This is a genomic window from Pseudomonas sp. VI4.1, from assembly GCF_002029345.1.
Classification (GTDB): Bacteria; Pseudomonadota; Gammaproteobacteria; order Pseudomonadales; family Pseudomonadaceae; genus Aquipseudomonas.
Map to the genome: position 1 here is coordinate 24,408 of NZ_MULM01000159.1, position 18,050 is coordinate 42,457.

The window sequence follows — 18,050 nt, forward strand, 5'->3', positions numbered from 1 at the left end:
CGTAAACTCATGCTCGCCGCAGCGTGCCTGCTGCCGGCCTCCGTGGCACTCGCGGCACCTGCCCTGGGCGTCGTGGAAAAACAACCGCTGAACCTGCATGCGATCGGCATGTTCTTCGTGTTCGTCCTTGGCACGCTGGCCATTACCTGGTGGGCGGCGAGCAAGACCAAATCCACTTCGGACTTCTACACCGCTGGCGGCGGTATCACCGGGTTCCAGAACGGTCTGGCGATTGCCGGTGACTACATGTCCGCGGCCACGCTGCTCGGGCTGTCCAGCCTGGTGTTCGCCAAGGGCTACGACGGCTTCATCTATACCATCGGCTTTTTCGTCGGCTGGCCGATCATTACTTTCCTGATGGCCGAGCGCCTGCGCAACCTGGGGCGCTTTACCTTCGCCGACATCGTGTCCTATCGCCTGGACCAGAACAAAGTGCGGATCTTCGCCGCCTTCGGCTCGCTGACGGTGGTGTGCTGCTACCTGATCGTGCAGATGGTCGGTGCCGGCCAGTTGATCAAGTTGCTGTTCGGTCTCGACTACCCGGTCGCCGTGGTGATCGTCGGTGCGTTGATGCTGGTGTACGTGATCTTCGGCGGCATGATCGCCACCACCTGGGTGCAGATCATCAAGGCCGTACTGCTGCTCGCTGGCGGCACGACCCTGGCGGTCATGGCCATGTCGCAGTTCGGTTTCAGCTACGAAGCCCTGGCTACCAAGGCCGTCGAGGCTCACGCCAGCGGCTGGAACATCATGGGCCCGGGCTCGATGCTCGCCGATCCGATCAACACCGCGTCGATGTCCCTGGGCCTGGTGTTCGGCATCGCCGGCCTGCCGCATATCCTGATGCGCTTTTTCACCGTGCCCAACGCCAAGGAAGCGCGCAAGTCGGTGTTCTACGCCACCGGCTTCATCGGCTTCTTCTTCCTGGTGGTGTGCACCCTGGGTTTCGCCGCGATGGTGATCATCGGCACTGACCCGCAGTACTACGTCAACGGTGAAGTCGGCGGCGCCCTGGTGGGCGGCGGCAACATGGTTGCCATGCACCTGGCCAAAGCGGTGGGCGGCAACCTGTTCTTCGGTTTCCTCGCCGCCGTGGCCTTCGCCACCATCCTCGCGGTAGTTTCCGGGCTGGCCCTGGCCGGTGCTTCGGCGATCTCCCACGACCTCTACGCCACCGTGTTCAAGAAAGGCAAGGCCAGCGAGAAACAGGAAATGCGCGTGACCCGCATGGCCACCGTCGGCCTGGGCATCGTCGCGATCCTGTTGGGCATCCTGTTCGAGAAGATGAACGTCGCGTTCCTGGTGGGCCTGACCTTCGGCATCGCCGCCTCGACCAACTTCCCGGTGCTGATCATGGCCATGTACTGGAAAGGCCTGACCACCAAGGGCGCGATCATCGGCGGTTTCTCCGGCCTGATCTGCGCGCTGGTGCTGGTGATCCTGTCGCCAGCCGTCTGGGTCACCGTGCTCGGCAATGCCCACGCGATCTTCCCTTACGACCATCCGGCGCTGTTCTCCATGCCGCTGGCGTTCCTGGTGATCGTGGTCGTCTCCCGGCTTGACCGCAGCGTGCGCGCCGACAAGGAGCGTGACGCCTACGCCGACCAGTTCGTTCGCGCCCAGACCGGCCTCGGTGCCGCCAGCGCTTCCAGCCACTGATAGACAAGGCACGGCCCGCCACAGCGGCGCCGTGCCCAACCGTTCCATTGAGGTTCACGTTATGCCCGAATTCAACGCCCCGCTGCGCGACATGCGCTTTGTGCTGCATGAAGTGTTCGACGCCCCGGCCCTGTGGGCGCGCCTGCCGGCCCTGGCCGACAGTGTCGACACCGCCACCGCCGACGCGATTCTCGAGGAAGCCGCCAAAGTCACCTCGCACCTGATTGCCCCCTTGAATCGCAGCGGCGACGAGGAAGGCGCCCAGTGGCAAGACGGCCAGGTCAGTACGCCGATCGGTTTCAAACAGGCGTATGCCACCTACATTGAAGGCGGCTGGGTCGGCCTGTCCGGCAACGCCGATTTCGGCGGCATGGGCATGCCGAAGATGCTTGCGGTGCAGTTCGAGGAAATGCTCTACGGCGCCAACTCCAGCTTCGCCCTGTATTCGGCCTTGAGTTCCGGCGCCTGCCTGGCTTTGGACGCCCATGCCAGCGAGACCCTGAAAAGCCTGTACCTGCCGCCGATGTATGAAGGCCGCTGGGCCGGCTCCATGTGCCTGACCGAAGCCCACGCCGGCACCGACCTGGGGCTGCTTCGCACCCGGGCCGAACCCCGGGCCGATGGCAGTTTCAGCATCACCGGCAGCAAGATCTTCATCACCGGTGGCGATCAGGACCTGACCGAAAATATCGTGCACCTGGTGCTGGCCCGACTGCCCGATGCGCCGGCGGGCCCGAAAGGCATCTCGCTGTTCGTAGTGCCCAAAGTGCTGGTCAACGCCGACGGTTCCCTGGGCAATCCCAATGCCGTGAGCTGCGGTTCGATCGAACACAAGATGGGCATCAAGGCCTCGGCCACCTGTGTGATGAACTTCGACGGCGCCAGCGGCTGGCTGGTCGGCGAGGCCAACAAAGGCCTGGCGGCGATGTTCACCATGATGAACTACGAACGCCTGTCCATCGGCATCCAGGGCATCGGTTGCGCCGAAGCGTCCTACCAGAGCGCCGTGGCTTACGCCCGTGAACGGGTGCAGAGCCGCGCACCGACCGGTGCCATCGCCCCGGACAAAGCGGCCGACCCGATCATCGTCCACCCCGGACGTGCGGCGCATGCTGCTGAGCATGAAAGCCATGACCGAAGGTGGCCGTGCGTTTGCCAGCTACGTCGGGCAGCAACTGGACCTGGCGAAATTTTCCGATGACGCCCGGGAACGCGACGCCGCGCAAACCCTGGTCGCGCTGTTGACGCCGGTGGCCAAGGCATTTTTCACCGATACCGGCCTGGAAAGCTGCATCAACGGCCAACAGGTATTCGGCGGCCATGGCTACATCCGCGAATGGGGCCAGGAACAGCTGGTCCGCGACGTGCGCATCGCGCAGATCTACGAAGGCACCAACGGCATTCAGGCGCTGGACCTGCTGGGTCGCAAAGTGTTGGCTGACAACGGTTTCGCCCTGCGCCAGTTCACCGGCCAGATCCTTGATTTCGCCCAACAGCCGAACGCGCCCTATAGCGCTCAATTGTTCGATGCCGTGCAGCGCCTGGAAGACCTGAGCGACTGGCTGCAGGACCAGGCCGCGACCAACCGCAACGAAATCGGCGCCGCCTCGGTGGAGTATCTGCACCTGTTCGGCTACGTCGCCTACGCCTGGCTGTGGGCGCGCATGGCGCAGGTCGCCGGACAGAAACGCGGCGAAGACGAGGCGTTCTACGGCGCGAAAATCGCCACCGCCGACTTCTACATCCATCGCCTGCTGCCGCGCATCTTGAGCCTGGAGCAATCCATCCGCGCCGGCAGTGGCTCACTCTACGGCCTGTCCGCCGAACAGTTTTAACGATTGAACCCACGCGGCGCCACGCTCCTCTCTTTTCGGCGCCTGCGTTTTTTATCGATAAACCCTCGCCTCTCCGGCGAGGGCCGCGGGACCTGTCTTTGCCTAATAAAAACAAAGGGGCTTCACCATGGACCGTAACACCCGCACTCTCACCACCCGACTGCTGCTGGCCGGTGGCGTCATCAGCCTCTCGGCCCCCGCCGCCGCTGATTTTATCAAGGACAGCAAGGCCAGCGTCGAGCTGCGCAACTTCTACTTCAATCGCGATTATCGCCAGGACAACGCTGCGCAATCCAAACAGGAGGAATGGGCCCAGGGTTTCCTGCTGCGCTATGAATCGGGCTTCACCGAAGGCTTGATCGGCGTCGGCTTCGATGCCATTGGCCTGCTCGGTGTCAAACTCGACTCCAGCCCCGATCGCGCCGGCTCCGGCCTGCTCAAGCGTCATAGCGACATCAGCAAAGGCGCCCAGGACGAGTACGGCGAACTGGGCCTGACTGCCAAACTGCGCGCCTCCAAGAGCACGCTGAAACTCGGCACCCTGCTGCCCAAGCTGCCCACGGTGCTGGCCAACGATTCGCGGCTGTTGCCGCAAACCTTCGAAGGCGGACAGTTGTCCTCGCTGGAAATCGAAGGCCTGACCGTGGACGCCGGGCGCCTGACCCAGGTCAACCAGCGTGACTCCTCGGACTACGAGGACATGGGCATCACCCGCACCGGCGCCAAGGGCATCATTACCCGGCATGCGACCAGCGACAGCTTCGATTTCGCCAGTCTCAACTACAAGTGGACCGGCAACCTGGCCACCGGCTATAGCTACGGCCACCTCGACAATCTCTACAGTCAGCACCTGGTGAATTTGACCTACGTGTTGCCGGTCGCCACCGGCCAGTCGCTCAAGACTGATCTGCGTTACGCCCGCTCCACGGACGATGGCGGCAGCAATGTCGACAACAACGCGATTGGCGCGATGTTCACCTACAGCCTCGGCGGGCATGCGTTCGGCCTCGGCTACCAAGGCATGAGCGGCGACACCGGCTACGCCTACATCAACGGTACCGATGCGTTCCTGGTCAACTTCGTGCAGATCGGCGACTTCGCCAGCAAGGACGAACAATCCTGGCAAGCCCGTTACGACTATAACTTCGCGGCCCTTGGCATTCCGGGCCTGACCTTCATGACCCGCTACCTCAGCGGTTCCGATATCGACCTGGGCAACAACCGCCCGGAAGGCAAGGAATGGGAGCGCGATACCGATATCGGCTATGTCGTGCAGAGCGGGCCGTTGAAGAATGTCGGGGTGAAATGGCGTAATGCCACGGTGCGCTCGAGCAACTTTGGCAGCGATCTGGATGAGAATCGGTTGATTGTCAGCTATAGCTTGCCGATCTGGTAGGTCGATCCGGGCTGCATGAGGGGGGACTCGCTGGGTGGCGTAGTCCCTTTTTTGTTGCTGGATTTGCAGTGTTCTGACGGGCCCCTTCGCTGGCAAGCCAGCTCCTACGGTTGACCGAGTTGTTCAGAAAGACACGGTCAACTGTAGGAGCTGGCTTGCCAGCGAAGGCGTCCTCCAGGGCGACATGGATGTCGGCCCTGGGTTCCCCTCCCCGACACCAATCCGCGGCAGTTGTCATAGTAGAGTAAGATGCCTGCAATCCAGGCCCGCCGCGAGACGCCCGCATGACCGATACCACCCCCCGCCTGATCAAGAAATACCCCAATCGCCGACTGTACGACACCCATACCAGCAGTCACCTGACCCTGGCCGACATCCGCCAACTGGTCGTCGACAAGGTTCCGTTTCAGGTGGTCGATGCCAAGAGCGGCGAGGATTTGACTCGCAGCATTCTGCTGCAAGTGATTCTGGAAGCTGAAAGCGGCGGCGAGCCGATCTTCTCCAGCGAGATGCTGATGGGGATCATCCAGTTCTACGGTCCTTATCAGGGTGTGCTCGGCAGCTACCTGGACAAGAGCATCCAGACCGTGATCGACGTCCAGTCCCAGACCGGCGCGCAATCGTCAGAGGCCTGGAGCGCGTTCATGCACCAGCAGGCGCCAGTGATGCAGGACCTGATGCGCCAGTATGTCGACCAGTCAAAGGCGCTGTATCTCAACACCCAGAACATGTTCGGCCTGTTTGGCGCCAAGCCGCCAAAGAAAGACGGTGAGTGAAGCACTGTCGGCCTGAGCCCTGCAAATCAGTTTATTCCAGCCAAAAAAATGGCGATGGGGAGTAAACCCATCGCCATCGGTGCAACCGGACTGCTAAGACTTACTTGTTACCGGTCTTGGCGTTTGCTTCCGGAGCTGCTTTGGTAGCAGCGGCAGTTGCTTCGGTGAACGTATCGGAAGCCTGCTTTGCAGCTTGCTGTGCGTTTTCGGAAGCCTGTTTCGCGGCTTGCTGTGCATTTGCAAACGCGGAGCCGGCATTCGCCAGGCCCGACTTGAACGCGGCCACTACTGGCTCGGAGCCAGCTGGTGCGTTCTTGCTGATCGCTTCAACGAACTCTTGCACTTGCTGGGTGCCGGCTTCTACCTGGCTGGAGGCCAGCTTGGCGATGTCCGACTGAGTGTCCGCGATCAGTGCCTGAACCTGGCGATTGAACTCGGTCAGGCGTTCGGTCTGCTTGTTCGGCTGGGTGAAAGAAGCCTGCAGCTCGGCGAAATCTTGTGGACCGCGAACGGCGAGCAGCTTGCGAAAGCCTTCGAACTGCTCTTCGGTCGACTCGCGCAGGGCCTTGAACTGCAACTGGCTGAGCTGCTCAACGCTGGCGAAGACTTTGCCGCTGATTTGCTGGATCAGGTCAAGGTTGGCTTTCTGAGTGGCTTGCAGTTTTTCCGAGTTGAAAAAAGACATGCTTGAATCTCCTGGTACTGGAAGGCCCAAATGGGCCAGAGGACGCGATAGCGAACCTGCCAGTCATCGCGTTAGCCTTTATATTGCAGCGCACAAAAACTTTTCGCAACCCCTTTTTTGTGCAGCGCAAAATAAACCTTGTCAGCCCTGCCCTTAATAGCGCTAAACTCCTGACCATCAGACGGCCGGCCCAGTCATGTTGCATAAAAGGGTTGGATGCGCCGCTTCCCCTATTAAGGCATCAGGAGTTCACGATGGGCCAGGATCAGAATATTGCGTTGCAAGATGAAGGGCTTGCATCAACCCCCGGGTTGTTCGAGCACCTCAGTCACCTGCAACGCCTCAATACCCGCAACGTGCTCGACGCCGTGCAAAAGCGCCAGGCAAAAACCTTCGCACCGGCAAGTCTCGGGCAACTGAGACAACCTACCGCAAAGGAATGGCAGGAATATTTCACTGATCTGGGCCAACGCAGCGTGCTGTTCTGGGACACCTTGCGTCAGCGCGGCGACAACACCCTGGCGCACGAACGGGCCGGGTACCCGCTGCTGCTCAAATTCGATCATGAAACCCTGGTCGCCGGCGAAGACCTGCCCCGCCCGGTCAATTACTCGTTGTTGCAGGTGTTCGGCGGCTCCGGCAAAGCGATCGACGGCAATAAACCGCCGGTGATCATCATCGATCCACGGGGCGGGCATGGCTCGGGCATCGGCGGTTTCAAACAGGATTCGGTCATCGGCGAAAGCCTGCGTGCCGGGCATCCCACCTACTTCATCGCCTTCAGCCACTCGCCAAACCCCGGGCAAACCCTGGCGGACATTACCGCCGCCCAGGCCCGATTGATCGAAGTCGTCAGCCGCCCGCCATCCCGCCAGCCGCAAACCGGTGGTGATCGGCAACTGCCAGGCGGGCTGGGCCTTGATGGGGTTGGCAGCCTCCCGGCCGGAGTTGCCGGGGCTGATCATCGTCAATGGCGCGCCGCTGTCCTACTGGGCCGGCGTCAATGGAAAAAATCCGATGCGCTACTCCGGCGGCTTGCTGGGGGGCGGCTGGATGGCGCGCCTGGGCAGCGACCTGGGCAACGACCGTTTCGACGGCACCTGGCTGGTGAGCAATTTCGAAAGCCTCGACCCGGCGCACAGCTGGTGGGGCAAGTACTACCACCTGTTCAGCGAAGTCGACAGCGAGGTCGAGCGTTTTCTCGACTTCGAGCGCTGGTGGGGCAGCCCGACGCTGCTCAACGGCGAAGAAATCGAGATGATTGTCGATGACCTGTTCATCGGTAATCGCTTGTCCGGCGGCCTGGGACGCAAGAGCAGCGGGCTGGACCTCAAGCGCATCGAAGTGCCGGTGGTGGTGTTCTGCTCCTATGGCGACAACATCACTCCGCCGCAGCAGGCGCTGGACTGGATCACCGATGTCTACCCGAGCGATCTCGCCCTGCAACGTGCCGGGCGTACCATCGTTTACCTGCGCCATGCCAGCATCGGGCACCTGGGCATCTTCGTCTCCGGTGAAGTGGCCCGGCGCGAGCACCGCGAGCTGCTCGGTGCGGTCGACATCATCAATGCCTTGCCGGCCGGGCTGTATGAAATGTTGATCGAAGACCTGCCGGAAAACTCGGCAACTCGCTATGCCGTGAGTTTCGAACCGCGGCGGATCGCCGACATTCATGGCGACGAGCAACCACGCCGTGACGACGATCGCGAATTCGCCCTGGTCGAACGCGCTTCCGCCCTCAACAACAGCCTGTACGACGGCTTCATACGCCCGTGGCTGCGGCAGTGGATCAACGAACCGGCCGCCGAACTGATCCGCCGCTCGCACCCCTTCCATCAGCAACAAGTGATGTGGAGCAGCATGAACCCGGCCTTGTGGTGGCTGTCCGCCAGCGCCTCCCAGGTCAGCAAGGATCGTCACCCGGTTACCCCGGACAACCCTCTTCTGGCCTGGCAGGCGTTGTTCTCCAACCAGATCCAGGACGCCCTGGATGGTTACCGCGATTTGCGCGATGCCACCCAGGAGCTGTGTTTCTACGGTATCTATGGCGTATTGAACAGCCTCTTCGGCAATGCCACCGGACGCAATCTGCAGGCACATGCCGAGCAGCACGACAAGCTCCTGATCGAACGCCTGCAGGATGCCTTGCCCCTGGGCGGCTTGATGGAAGCCTTGATCCGCATCCTGTTTCTGCTGGGCAACGACAGTAACGAGCCCGGCCGGCAAAGTGTCGAGAAACTGATCCGCAAACTGCAGGCGCCGCTGCCGGACCACAATCCCGGGTCCGTTGACCTGCGCGAAACCTTGAGCCTGCAGAAACTGCTGGTCGCCACCTATCCGCAGGAAAGCGTGCAAAGCCTGCTATCGTTGCTGCCCGAAGCCGAAGAACGCCAACAAGTGTTGGCGGCGGCGGCCAATCTGCTGCCGGAACTGCTGACCGTCAACGGCGCGGAACATCCGGTCTGGCAAGAGCTGCACACGCTGCTCGATGTCCCATTGCCAGGTTCCAGCGCGCCCCAGGCGCCGAGTGAAGCCAAAGCCGAAGTCATCAAACAGGAAATACCGGTGGTGTCGGCCGAGCCGATCAAGGCTCCCGTGGTAACGCCTGAGCCGGTCAAGCAAAAGGCCGCAGCGGTAACACCGCAACCAGCCGAGCAAAAAGCGCCGTTGGCCACTCCTGAGCCAGCCAAGCAAAAAGACCCGGTAGCGACAGCTGAGCCGATCAAGCAGCAAGTCCCGGTCGTAGCGGCCAAGCCGATACCCACCAGCCCGACCGAGCCGAAAGCCCCGGCAGTGCTGTCCAAACCCATCGCCAAAACCGTGAGCCCTGTGAGTTCCTCCCCCAAAGCCAAAAAAGGCGCGAAAAAACCTTCTACCAAAAAGCCTTGATCATCGGCCAGCGCCGCGTCACACCGGCGCGGCGCCCTCGAACGCGAACGATTCCTCGGCCCGGTACTGGCCGGGGGTCATTCCGAACCAGCGGCTGCAGGCTTTGTTGAAGCTGCTGTGGTCATGAAAACCAAGGAGATACGCCACATGCTTCATGTTGAAGTGAGAATGGCGCAGGTAAAAATCGGCCAGTTGCCGGCGCACGGCGTTCTGCACGTCCTTGAATTGAGTCCCGTCCTTTTCCAGGGCGCGTTGCAGGGTGCGCTTGCTGAGGTTCAATGCAGCGGCGATCGACTCCATGTCGCATTGCCCCTGGCCGTGACTCAAACGCTCGGTGAGCAGCGCGCGGATTTTGCCGACAATGGAGAAGCCGCAGAGCGAATCCAGTTGCGCCTCGGCGAAACTGTCATGCAGGACCGCCAGCGCCTCGTTGGCCATGCTCAACGGCCGCAGCAGCTCCTCGCCGTCAAACAGAATGCTGTCGTAGGCCGAACCGAATTGCAGGTCGCAGCCAAACAGCCGTTGGTGCTCGGACGTGTCTCGCGGCTCCGGGTAGCTGAATTCCACACTCAGGGGCTGCGGCAGTGTTCCATCGCCCAGCCAGCGGCAGAAGCCCAGCAGGGAAGCCAGCCCGGCATCGGCATATTGCCGGGGCTTTTGATCGAGCCGGTCTGTTGATGATCGAGCGAGGCCATGCGGTAGTGCTCCCGCTCCGGGACAAAAAACAGGCTGAACCCGGTGCCGATCAACGGGCTGAATCGCACCAGGCGTTCCAGCGCCCTTTTCAGGTTCAGGCTCGACATCATGGTGTAACCGACAATCTGAAAACTGCCGGGATGAAAATGGCCGTAGGCTTTCAAACCAATGTCGGGATCGCCGCTGGCCTGTGCCGCCAGTTGCCAGAGCCGATAGATCGCTCTTCGCTCACACAACGCGCCTGGCGTGTGCGCGATGTTCAAGTCCAGTCCAGCCTCCTGACACAGGTGGGCGACATCCATTCCTTCCGCTGACAGCGTATTGACCAGCACGTTGGCGTAACCGGAACTCATTCTATACATGGCGTCCTCATTGACCTGTGGAACCGAACGTCCTGTCCGGAGCCATAACTGATCTGCGTTAAACAAATACTAGCCGGTGATTCGCTTCGAATAATTGATCCCAGTATAGATCCTGTTCGTTTTTTGCCAGGGAACAAGAAAAACCCGTATGGCGCCGTTGGACACCAGACAGTCACCTCCCAACACTTCCGCATACCTCGCCAATACCGAACAATCACACCCCATCCTGCAACGCAAAATATAGAAAGGAAAGACGGTATGAAATCGCTTGGTCGTATTGCGTTGGTTACTGGCGGTATGGGTGGAATTGGCACGGCAATTTGTCAGCGCCTGCACAAGGAAGGTTTCAAAGTCATCGTCGGCTGCAGCTCGGACTCCGCCCGCAAGAATGAATGGGCAGCGAGCCAGCTGGCGGCGGGTTATAAGTTCGAATTCATCTACGGCGACATCACCGATTGGGAGTCCACCCGCAAGGCCTTCGAGATGGCCCGTGAACAATTCGGCCCGGTGGATGTACTGGTCAACAACGCCGGCATCACCCGTGACGCCTCCTTCCGCAAAATCACTCCGGAAGACTGGAACGCCGTAATCAACACCAACCTCAACGGCATGTTCAACACCACCAAACAGGTGATTGAAGGCATGTTGTCCAAGGGCTGGGGCCGGATCATCAACATCTCCTCGATCAACGGTCAGCGTGGCCAGTTCGGCCAGACCAACTACAGCGCGGCCAAAGCCGGCATCCATGGCTTCACCATGGCCTTGGCCCGTGAAGTTTCCGGCAAGGGCGTGACCGTCAACACCGTCTCCCCAGGCTACATCCAGACCAGCATGACCGCGGCCATCCGCCAGGACATTCTCGACACCATGATCGCCGCCACCCCGGTCGGCCGCCTCGGCCAACCCGAAGAAATCGCCTCGATCGTGGCCTGGCTGGCCGGCGATGAATCGGGCTACAGCACCGGCGCCGACTTCTCGGTCAATGGCGGCATGAACATGCAATAAGCCTGTCAGGGCATGGACGCCCTGCTCCCGCTTGACACAACTCTATGAGGTTTTGCATGAACGAAGTCGTAATCGTTGCCGCTACGCGTACCGCCATTGGCAGTTTCCAAGGCTCCCTGTCCGCCATTCCCGCCACTGAACTGGGCGCAGCAGTGATTCGTCGCCTGCTCGAACAGACCGGTGTCGATGCTGCACAGATCGATGAAGTGATCCTCGGCCAGGTGCTGACCGCAGGCTCGGGTCAGAACCCGGCACGCCAGTCGGCGATCAACGCCGGCCTGCCCCATACCGTCCCTGCCCTGACCCTGAACAAAGTCTGCGGCTCCGGCCTCAAGGCGGTCCAGCTCGCCGTCCAGGCCATCCGTTGCGGCGACGCCGAACTGGTGATCGCCGGCGGCCAGGAAAACATGAGCCTGGCCCCCTATGTGCTGCCCAAGGCACGCACCGGCCTGCGCCTGGGCCATGCGCAACTGCAGGACAGCGTGATCCAGGATGGCTTGTGGGATGCGTTCAACGACTACCACATGGGCATCACCGCGGAAAATCTGGCGAGCAAGTACGAACTCAGCCGCGAAGACCAGGACGCCTTCGCCGCGGCCTCGCAGCAGAAAGCTTCTGCAGCCATCGAAGGCGGTTATTTCAAGGCTGAAATCACCCCGATCCTGATTCCCCAGCGCAAGGGCGATCCGCTGGTCTTCGACACCGATGAACAACCGCGCCCGGGCAGCACGCTCCAGGCATTGGGCAACCTCAAGCCGGCGTTCCAGAAAACCGGCACCGTCACCGCCGGCAATGCGTCGACCCTCAACGACGGCGCCGCCGTGCTGATGCTGGCCAGCGCCGCCAAGGCCCAGGCCCTGGGCTTGCCGGTACTGGCACGCATCAAGGCCTATGCCAGTGCCGGTGTCGACCCGTCGATCATGGGCATCGGCCCGGTACCTGCCACCCGCCTGGCCCTGACCAAGGCCGGCTGGAGCCTGGACGACTGGACCTGATCGAAGCCAACGAAGCCTTCGCCGCGCAGGTACTGGCTGTCGGCAAGGAGTTGGGCTGGGACATGGACAAGGTCAACGTCAACGGTGGCGCGATCGCCCTCGGTCATCCGATCGGTGCATCAGGCGCACGGATTCTGGTGTCGCTGGTGCATGAGCTGATTCGTCGCGACGGCAAGAAAGGCTTGGCCACCTTGTGCATCGGTGGCGGTCAGGGCGTGAGCCTGGCGATCGAGCGCTAGGCACACCGATGGGCTTGCTTGATTGAAGACGCGGCGCCGAATTCCGGCGCCGCGGTTTTTTTTATACCTGGTCTTTTCATGTGGGCAAGAATTTCCATGGACAACAACGCGCACACTTTCAACACTTTCTGGTCAGGCCAGGTTCCGTTCGCTGCCTCCTTTGCAGTGCAACAATTACGCCTGTGGGTCGCCACCAATCCTTGGTTCACCGGGCAGGACTGCGACGCCTGGTTCGATCTGCCACGCAGCACCCTGGACAGCCTTCAATCCGATTATCAGCAGCAATGGGCTGAACTCGGCCAGCGTCTGTTGACCGGCCAGGCCTTCACCTTCGACGACCGCCGGTTTGCCAGCGGTAACTGGAGCCAGCCGCTGTTCGGTTCCCTCGCGGCGTTTTACCTGCTCAATTCCGGCTTCCTGATGAAGCTGCTCGAGCTGCTCCCGCTCAGCGAGAAGAAACCACGCCAGCGCCTGCTGTATCTGGTGGAGCAAGCGATCGCCGCCGGTGCGCCGAGCAATTTCCTCGCCAGCAATCCCGATGCACTGCAACGGGTCGTCGAGACCCAAGGCAGCAGCCTCATCACCGGCCTGCTGCACCTGGCCAGCGACCTGCAGGAAGGCAAGATGCGTCAGTGCGACGCCGGCGCCTTCAAAGTGGGGCTCGACCTGGCTAACACCCCGGGCGAGGTGGTCTTCGAGAACGAACTCTTCCAGCTCATCCAGTACAGTCCGCAAAGCGAAACCCAGTACCGGCGCCCGATGTTCATCGTTCCGCCGTCGATCAACAAGTACTACATCCTCGACCTGCGCCCCGACAACTCGATGGTTCGGCATCTGTTGCAGCAAGGCCACCCGGTGTTCCTGATGTCCTGGCGCAACTTCGACCAGTCGCTCGCCGGCACCACCTGGGATAACCTGGTCGAAACCGGCGTTATCAAAGGCCTGCAGGTGACCCGCGAGATCAGCGGCGAGCAACGGCCCAATTGCATGGGTTTCTGCATCGGCGGCACGCTGCTGAGTTCGGCGCTGGCCGTATTGGCGGCCCGCGGCGACAAGGAAATCGCCAGCGTCAGCCTGCTGACCACTTTCCTCGATTACCGCGATACCGGTGCGATCGATATCTTCGTCGACGAAAAACTGGTCGCCCAACGCGAGCGCACCATTGGCGGCGTGAACGGCCCCATCGGCCTGTTCAAGGGCGAGGACATGGGCAATACCTTCTCGCTGCTGCGCCCCAACGACCTGTGGTGGAACTACAACGTCGACAAATACCTCAAGGGGCAGAAACCGATCCCGCTGGATCTGCTGTTCTGGAACAACGACAGCACCAACCTGCCGGGGCCGATGTACTGCTGGTACCTGCGCCATACCTATTTGCAGAACGATCTGAAATCCGGTGAACTGGATTGCTGCGGGGTCAAGCTGGACCTGCGCGCCATCGACGCCCCGGCCTACATCCTCGCCACCCATGACGACCACATCGTGCCATGGCGGAGCGCTTACGCCAGCACCGAATTGCTCTCCGGAACCAAGCGTTTCGTGCTGGGCGCCTCGGGGCATATCGCGGGCGTGATCAATCCGCCGGCCAAGGAAAAACGCCACTACTGGACCAACGACCAGGTCACCCAGGACCCTCAAAACTGGTTCGACGGAGCCCAACAGAGTCCAGGCAGTTGGTGGAACGATTGGTTCGCCTGGCTGGCCGGGCACGCCGGGGAACGCCAGCCTTCGGTGCAGCACGCCGGTAACGAGCAGTACCCGCCACTGGAACCGGCACCCGGGCGTTATGTGAAGCAATGACCGCCTCTGTAGGAGCAGCTTGCTCCGGGCGGCGTTCCGACGAAAGCGGTCTGTCAGTCAACATCGATGTCGACTGACCCACCGTCTTCGCTGGCAAGCCAGCTCCTACAGGGTTCTGTGTTGGACAAAATATTTGTGTATGGCAGCGATTCCTGTGGGAGCGGGCTTGCCCGCGAAAGCGGTCTGTCAGGCGCTGCGATGTTGAATGGGCCGCCGTCTTCGCTGGCAAGCCAGCTCCTACAGGGGATTTGGGTGGCTGGGAGATTTTTGAAAATGGCGGAAGGCAGCGGGAGTCGAACCTGCCCGGGAACGGATGCCGTCCCCAACCGGGTTTGAAGCCCGGCCGCGCCACCGGGCGCGATTGCCTTCCTTGAACTCAGGGCTCGTGCGGCTGAGCCAGTGCATTGTCGAGTCGGATATGACGCTTGTCGCCGAACCGTCGGGTGAGGCCGATGCGGTCGAAGTACTCGAGAATCTGGATGCTGCGTTTTCGCCCCAGGCCCACCTTGTCGCGAAACGCCGTGACCTGGATCAGCGGGTTTTCGGCCGCCAGTTGCACCAGCATAGCCGCCATTCGACGCAGCATCGCATCGGTGTAGAACAGATCCCGGACGACCTGGTGCAACAATCCCAGCCGCGCCATCTTGCCCAGCAGCAAGCGTACCGCGCCCGGGTCATGACCCAGGTCGCGCACCCACGGCGGATCGAAGCCGGCCTGCTCGAACAACGGCTGCAATTGTTGCCACAGGGCTTCGTCGTCCTCGCTCAAGCGCACCTGATGATCGGGCAGGTGCAGCCACGGACCGCTGGCCGCTATCGCGCCGCTGGCCAGCAACTCTTCAAGCAGACTGATGAAGGTCGGGCGATCCAGTGCCGTGCCGGTGAATCGACGCAAGCGATCCCGGTCCGGGCCCATTTGATCCGGTTCAAGTCGATGAAAACGCGCAAGATGTTCCAGCACCGGTATTTTCAGGGCGTCCCAGCGGCCCGCGCTGAACAGCAATGCACCTTGCCGCGTGTCGATCAGACGCACGTCGCCCGGCAACACCCAGCTATCACGCGGACGGTTGAACTGACGCTCCAGACGTTGCGGATCGAGGCCGGTGTCGCTGTTGTCCAGCAACACGGGCAGAACCTGTTCCAGGCCATGGCTGCTGGCCAGTGCCTGCAGCTGCGCCAGGCGCTACGGGGCTGCGGCGATGTCGGCTCGGCGCAAACGGGTCGAGCACCCGGCCACCGCCAAGCGTGCGTTGCGCGCTCTGGTCGCGAAGAATCAGCGGGTCGCCCCTCACGGCCTGCACCGGCGCGTTGAGCAGCAGTTGCGCGAGCATCTGCCCACCGGGGGCGAGGCTTGAGCCTTCGAGCAACGCCACCCGTCCCGTCACGTCCTGGGTAGCCAAATGCACATGCACGGATTGAAAGTGCTCCAGGGGCCGGTCTTCGCTGGCCAGTAACCGCAGCTCGATATCCAGGCGTTGGGTCGGCGCATACAGCCACTCGGCCACCAGCCACTGCCCCCGGTGAAGCTGTTCCAGCGCCAGACGCTCGGCACTCAGGTTCAACGCCACGCGCTGGCCGGCACACGCGCTGGCCGCGGCTTGATTTTGCGCATGCAAGCCACGCACGCGTACCGGTTTTCCCTGGGGGCCGAGCATCAGCGTATCACCCACCGCCACCTGCCCGGATAACGCGGTGCCGGTCACCACGATACCGGCGCCGGCCACGCTGAATGCGCGATCAGATGGCCAAGCGAAAACCGCCGTGGACACTGCGTTGCAGCACTTCATGTTGCACCTGGAGCAAGGCCTGGCGCAGGGTCTCGACCCCCGCCCCGGTCACACTCGACAGCGCAATCCGCGGCGCACCGGCATAGGCTCCGGGTGCCAGCAATGCTTCGAGCTGTTCGTCCACGGCCTGCACTCTGGCGGGATCGACCCGGTCGCATTTAGTGATCGCGATCAGTGCCCGAGGAATGCCCAGCAGTTCGACGATGGCCAGATGCTCGCGAGTCTGCGGCATGACGCCGTCGTCGGCCGCCACCACCAGCAGTACCAGATCGATGCCCTGCGCCCCGGCCAGCATGTTATGGGTGAAGCGCTCATGACCGGGCACGTCGATAAAACCGGTCAGGGCTGCTCCGGGTTCCAGCGCCGCGTACAGGTAACCCAGGTCGATGGTCATGCCCCGCTCGCGTTCTTCCCGGCGACGATCGCCGGCCTGGCCGGTCAAGGCCTGGAGCAATGCTGTCTTGCCATGGTCGACGTGTCCTGCGGTACCGACTATCACCCTGGTTCGCCCTCCTGCGGCCATTGCTCGAGTTGCGCCAGCCACGCCGCCTCGTCGTCCAGTTGCCGCAGATCGAGCCACAGGGCGTCGTCGTCGATGCGTCCGAGCACCGGGATCGGCAAGCCGCGCAGCGCGCTTTCCAGACCGTGCAAGCGTCGTCCGCGCAGACGTTTGGACGAGTCGGGCCGAATGCATAACGCGGCACTCGGCAAACGCGCCACCGGTTGGCTGCCGCTGCCGATCATGCCCAGTGCCGTCACTGCGCTGACACTCCAGCCGTCGCCGAGCACCCTGGCCAGCGCGGGCTGCAGGCGCTCGGCCTGGGCCAGGATGTCCGCTTGTGGCCGGGTCAGCAGGCGCAGACTCGGCAGGCGTTCGGCCAGTCGGTCCGGATCGCGGTACAGGCCCAACACCGCTTCGAGCGCGGCCAGGGTCAGCTTGTCGACCCGCAACGCGCGTTTGAGCGGGTTCTTCTTGATTCGCGCGATCAGGTCCTTGCGGCCGACGATCAACCCGGCTTGCGGGCCGCCCAGCAACTTGTCGCCGCTGAAGGTCACGATGTCCGCGCCGTCGAGCAGCACCTGGCGCACCGTCGGTTCGGCAGGTAAACCCCAGCGCGTCAGGTCCAGCAGGCTGCCGCTGCCGAGGTCTTCCAGCAACGGCAATCCGTGCTTGTGCGCCAGTTGCGCCAGCTCGGCGGTCGGCACCCGGGCGGTGAAGCCTTCGATGGAATAGTTGCTCGCGTGCACCCGCATCACCAGGCCACTGCGCGGACCGATGGCCGCTGCATAATCGCGGGCATGGGTGCGATTGGTGGTGCCGACTTCGTGCAGCTTCACCCCGGCCCGGGCCATGATGTCGGGAATCCGGAAGGCGCCGCCGATCTCGATCAGCTCGCCCCGGGAAATGATGCCTTCCTTGCGCGCGCCCAGGCTGTTGAGCGTCAGTAACACCGCGGCGGCATTGTTGTTGACCACGGTCACGGCTTCGGCCCCGGTCAATTCGCGGATCAGGCCTTCGATCAGGTCGTCACGGTCGCCGCGCTTGCCGCTGTCCAGGTCGAACTCCAGGTTGAGCGGGTAGCGCGCAGCGAGCTGCACCGCGTCTATCGCCTCCTCTGGCAACAGCGCGCGACCAAGGTTGGTGTGCAGCACCGTGCCGGTGAGGTTGAACACCCGGCGGACATGGCTGCGATGCTGCCGGGCCAGGCGCTCGCCCGCCCTGCCCGCGAGGATTTCGGGGGCGATTTCAACGGCGTCGAGGTGGCCGCAAAGCACCGGCTCACGCAGGTCGTCGAGCAATTGGCGCAAGCTGGCCAGCAGCGCGTCGCGTCCATAGCGCTCGGCCAGTGGCTGGCAGGCTGGATGACGCAGCAAACTGTCGATGGAAGGCAACCGCAAGGCCTGGCTGGACATCAGGGGTTCCCG

9 protein-coding genes, 1 tRNA gene and 4 pseudogenes are annotated in these 18,050 nt (G+C 62.3%); 8 read left to right on the forward strand and 6 right to left on the reverse strand.

The features are described 5' to 3' along the window. The first annotated feature begins 9 nt into the window (after positions 1-9). The 4 genes and pseudogenes from BZ163_RS17560 (at position 10) to phaR (ending at position 5,666) form a co-directional block, all read left to right on the forward strand. A complete protein-coding gene (locus BZ163_RS17560) occupies positions 10-1,659 on the forward strand; it encodes a cation acetate symporter (protein WP_371916816.1) in 1,650 nt (549 codons plus the stop codon). Between the two features lie 61 nt (positions 1,660-1,720). Further along, positions 1,721-3,494, forward strand: a pseudogene (locus BZ163_RS17565) (acyl-CoA dehydrogenase C-terminal domain-containing protein). A gap of 127 nt (positions 3,495-3,621) precedes the next feature. Then, positions 3,622-4,890, forward strand: coding sequence for an OprD family porin (locus tag BZ163_RS17570; RefSeq protein ID WP_128871965.1), 1,269 nt, complete (start codon positions 3,622-3,624; stop codon positions 4,888-4,890). Positions 4,891-5,174: 284 nt separating this feature from the next. Next, the gene (gene phaR / locus BZ163_RS17575; RefSeq protein WP_128871966.1) at positions 5,175-5,666 is read left to right on the forward strand and encodes a polyhydroxyalkanoate synthesis repressor PhaR; all 492 of its coding nucleotides are present in this window, start codon (positions 5,175-5,177) and stop codon (positions 5,664-5,666) included. A 100-nt stretch (positions 5,667-5,766) separates the two neighbouring features. Here the strand turns inward: phaR and phaP are convergent, their stop codons facing one another. Next, positions 5,767-6,351, reverse strand: a complete 585-nt coding sequence (phaP, locus tag BZ163_RS17580) for a TIGR01841 family phasin (RefSeq protein WP_128871967.1) — start codon at positions 6,349-6,351, stop codon at positions 5,767-5,769. Between the two features lie 254 nt (positions 6,352-6,605). Here phaP and BZ163_RS17585 point away from each other — a divergent pair. Next, a pseudogene (locus BZ163_RS17585) lies at positions 6,606-9,240 on the forward strand (DUF3141 domain-containing protein). A gap of 18 nt (positions 9,241-9,258) precedes the next feature. Here the strand turns inward: BZ163_RS17585 and BZ163_RS35745 are convergent. Both BZ163_RS35745 and BZ163_RS35750 read right to left on the reverse strand, forming a co-directional pair. Beyond that, positions 9,259-9,870, reverse strand: a complete 612-nt coding sequence (locus tag BZ163_RS35745; RefSeq protein WP_371916817.1) for a helix-turn-helix domain-containing protein — start codon at positions 9,868-9,870, stop codon at positions 9,259-9,261. Continuing rightward, positions 9,810-10,298, reverse strand: coding sequence for an AraC family transcriptional regulator ligand-binding domain-containing protein (locus BZ163_RS35750; RefSeq protein ID WP_256579062.1), 489 nt, complete (start codon positions 10,296-10,298; stop codon positions 9,810-9,812). The genes BZ163_RS35745 and BZ163_RS35750 overlap by 61 nt, the downstream gene beginning before the upstream one ends. A 258-nt stretch (positions 10,299-10,556) precedes the next feature. Here BZ163_RS35750 and phbB point away from each other — a divergent pair, with 258 nt between their 5' ends. The 3 genes and pseudogenes from phbB to phaC all read left to right on the forward strand — a co-directional run bounded on the left by phbB (position 10,557) and on the right by phaC (position 14,337). Then, positions 10,557-11,303 carry an acetoacetyl-CoA reductase gene (gene phbB, locus BZ163_RS17595; RefSeq protein ID WP_128871968.1) on the forward strand — a complete coding sequence of 249 codons (747 nt, stop codon included), beginning with the start codon at positions 10,557-10,559 and terminating at the stop codon, positions 11,301-11,303. Between the two features lie 56 nt (positions 11,304-11,359). Continuing rightward, positions 11,360-12,537 (forward strand): annotated as a pseudogene (locus tag BZ163_RS17600) (acetyl-CoA C-acetyltransferase). Positions 12,538-12,633: 96 nt separating this feature from the next. After that, on the forward strand, positions 12,634-14,337 hold the full coding sequence (gene phaC, locus BZ163_RS17605; RefSeq protein WP_128871969.1) for a class I poly(R)-hydroxyalkanoic acid synthase: 1,704 nt from the start codon (positions 12,634-12,636) through the stop codon (positions 14,335-14,337). 274 nt (positions 14,338-14,611) lie between these two features. Here the strand turns inward: phaC and BZ163_RS17610 are convergent. From BZ163_RS17610 to selA, 3 genes and pseudogenes are all read right to left on the reverse strand, one after another. Next, positions 14,612-14,707, reverse strand: a tRNA-Sec gene (locus BZ163_RS17610). Between the two features lie 6 nt (positions 14,708-14,713). Further along, positions 14,714-16,623 (reverse strand): annotated as a pseudogene (gene selB, locus BZ163_RS17615) (selenocysteine-specific translation elongation factor). Then, positions 16,620-18,038: an L-seryl-tRNA(Sec) selenium transferase gene (gene selA / locus BZ163_RS17620; RefSeq protein ID WP_168187378.1), complete on the reverse strand. Its 1,419-nt coding sequence runs from the start codon at positions 18,036-18,038 to the stop codon at positions 16,620-16,622. The pseudogene selB and the gene selA overlap by 4 nt, the downstream one beginning before the upstream one ends. Positions 18,039-18,050: the final 12 nt, after the last annotated feature.

Excerpts from the sequence above, each read along its gene's own strand:
- BZ163_RS17560 (WP_371916816.1), top strand. The coding sequence starts at position 10 with ATGCTCGCCGCAGCGTGCCTGCTGCCGGCCTCCGTGGCACTCGCGGCA.
- BZ163_RS17570 (WP_128871965.1), top strand. The coding sequence starts at position 3,622 with ATGGACCGTAACACCCGCACTCTCACCACCCGACTGCTGCTGGCCGGT.
- phaR (WP_128871966.1), top strand. The coding sequence starts at position 5,175 with ATGACCGATACCACCCCCCGCCTGATCAAGAAATACCCCAATCGCCGA.
- phaP (WP_128871967.1), bottom strand. The coding sequence starts at position 6,351 with ATGTCTTTTTTCAACTCGGAAAAACTGCAAGCCACTCAGAAAGCCAAC.
- BZ163_RS35750 (WP_256579062.1), bottom strand. The coding sequence starts at position 10,298 with ATGTATAGAATGAGTTCCGGTTACGCCAACGTGCTGGTCAATACGCTG.
- phbB (WP_128871968.1), top strand. The coding sequence starts at position 10,557 with ATGAAATCGCTTGGTCGTATTGCGTTGGTTACTGGCGGTATGGGTGGA.
- phaC (WP_128871969.1), top strand. The coding sequence starts at position 12,634 with ATGGACAACAACGCGCACACTTTCAACACTTTCTGGTCAGGCCAGGTT.
- selA (WP_168187378.1), bottom strand. The coding sequence starts at position 18,038 with ATGTCCAGCCAGGCCTTGCGGTTGCCTTCCATCGACAGTTTGCTGCGT.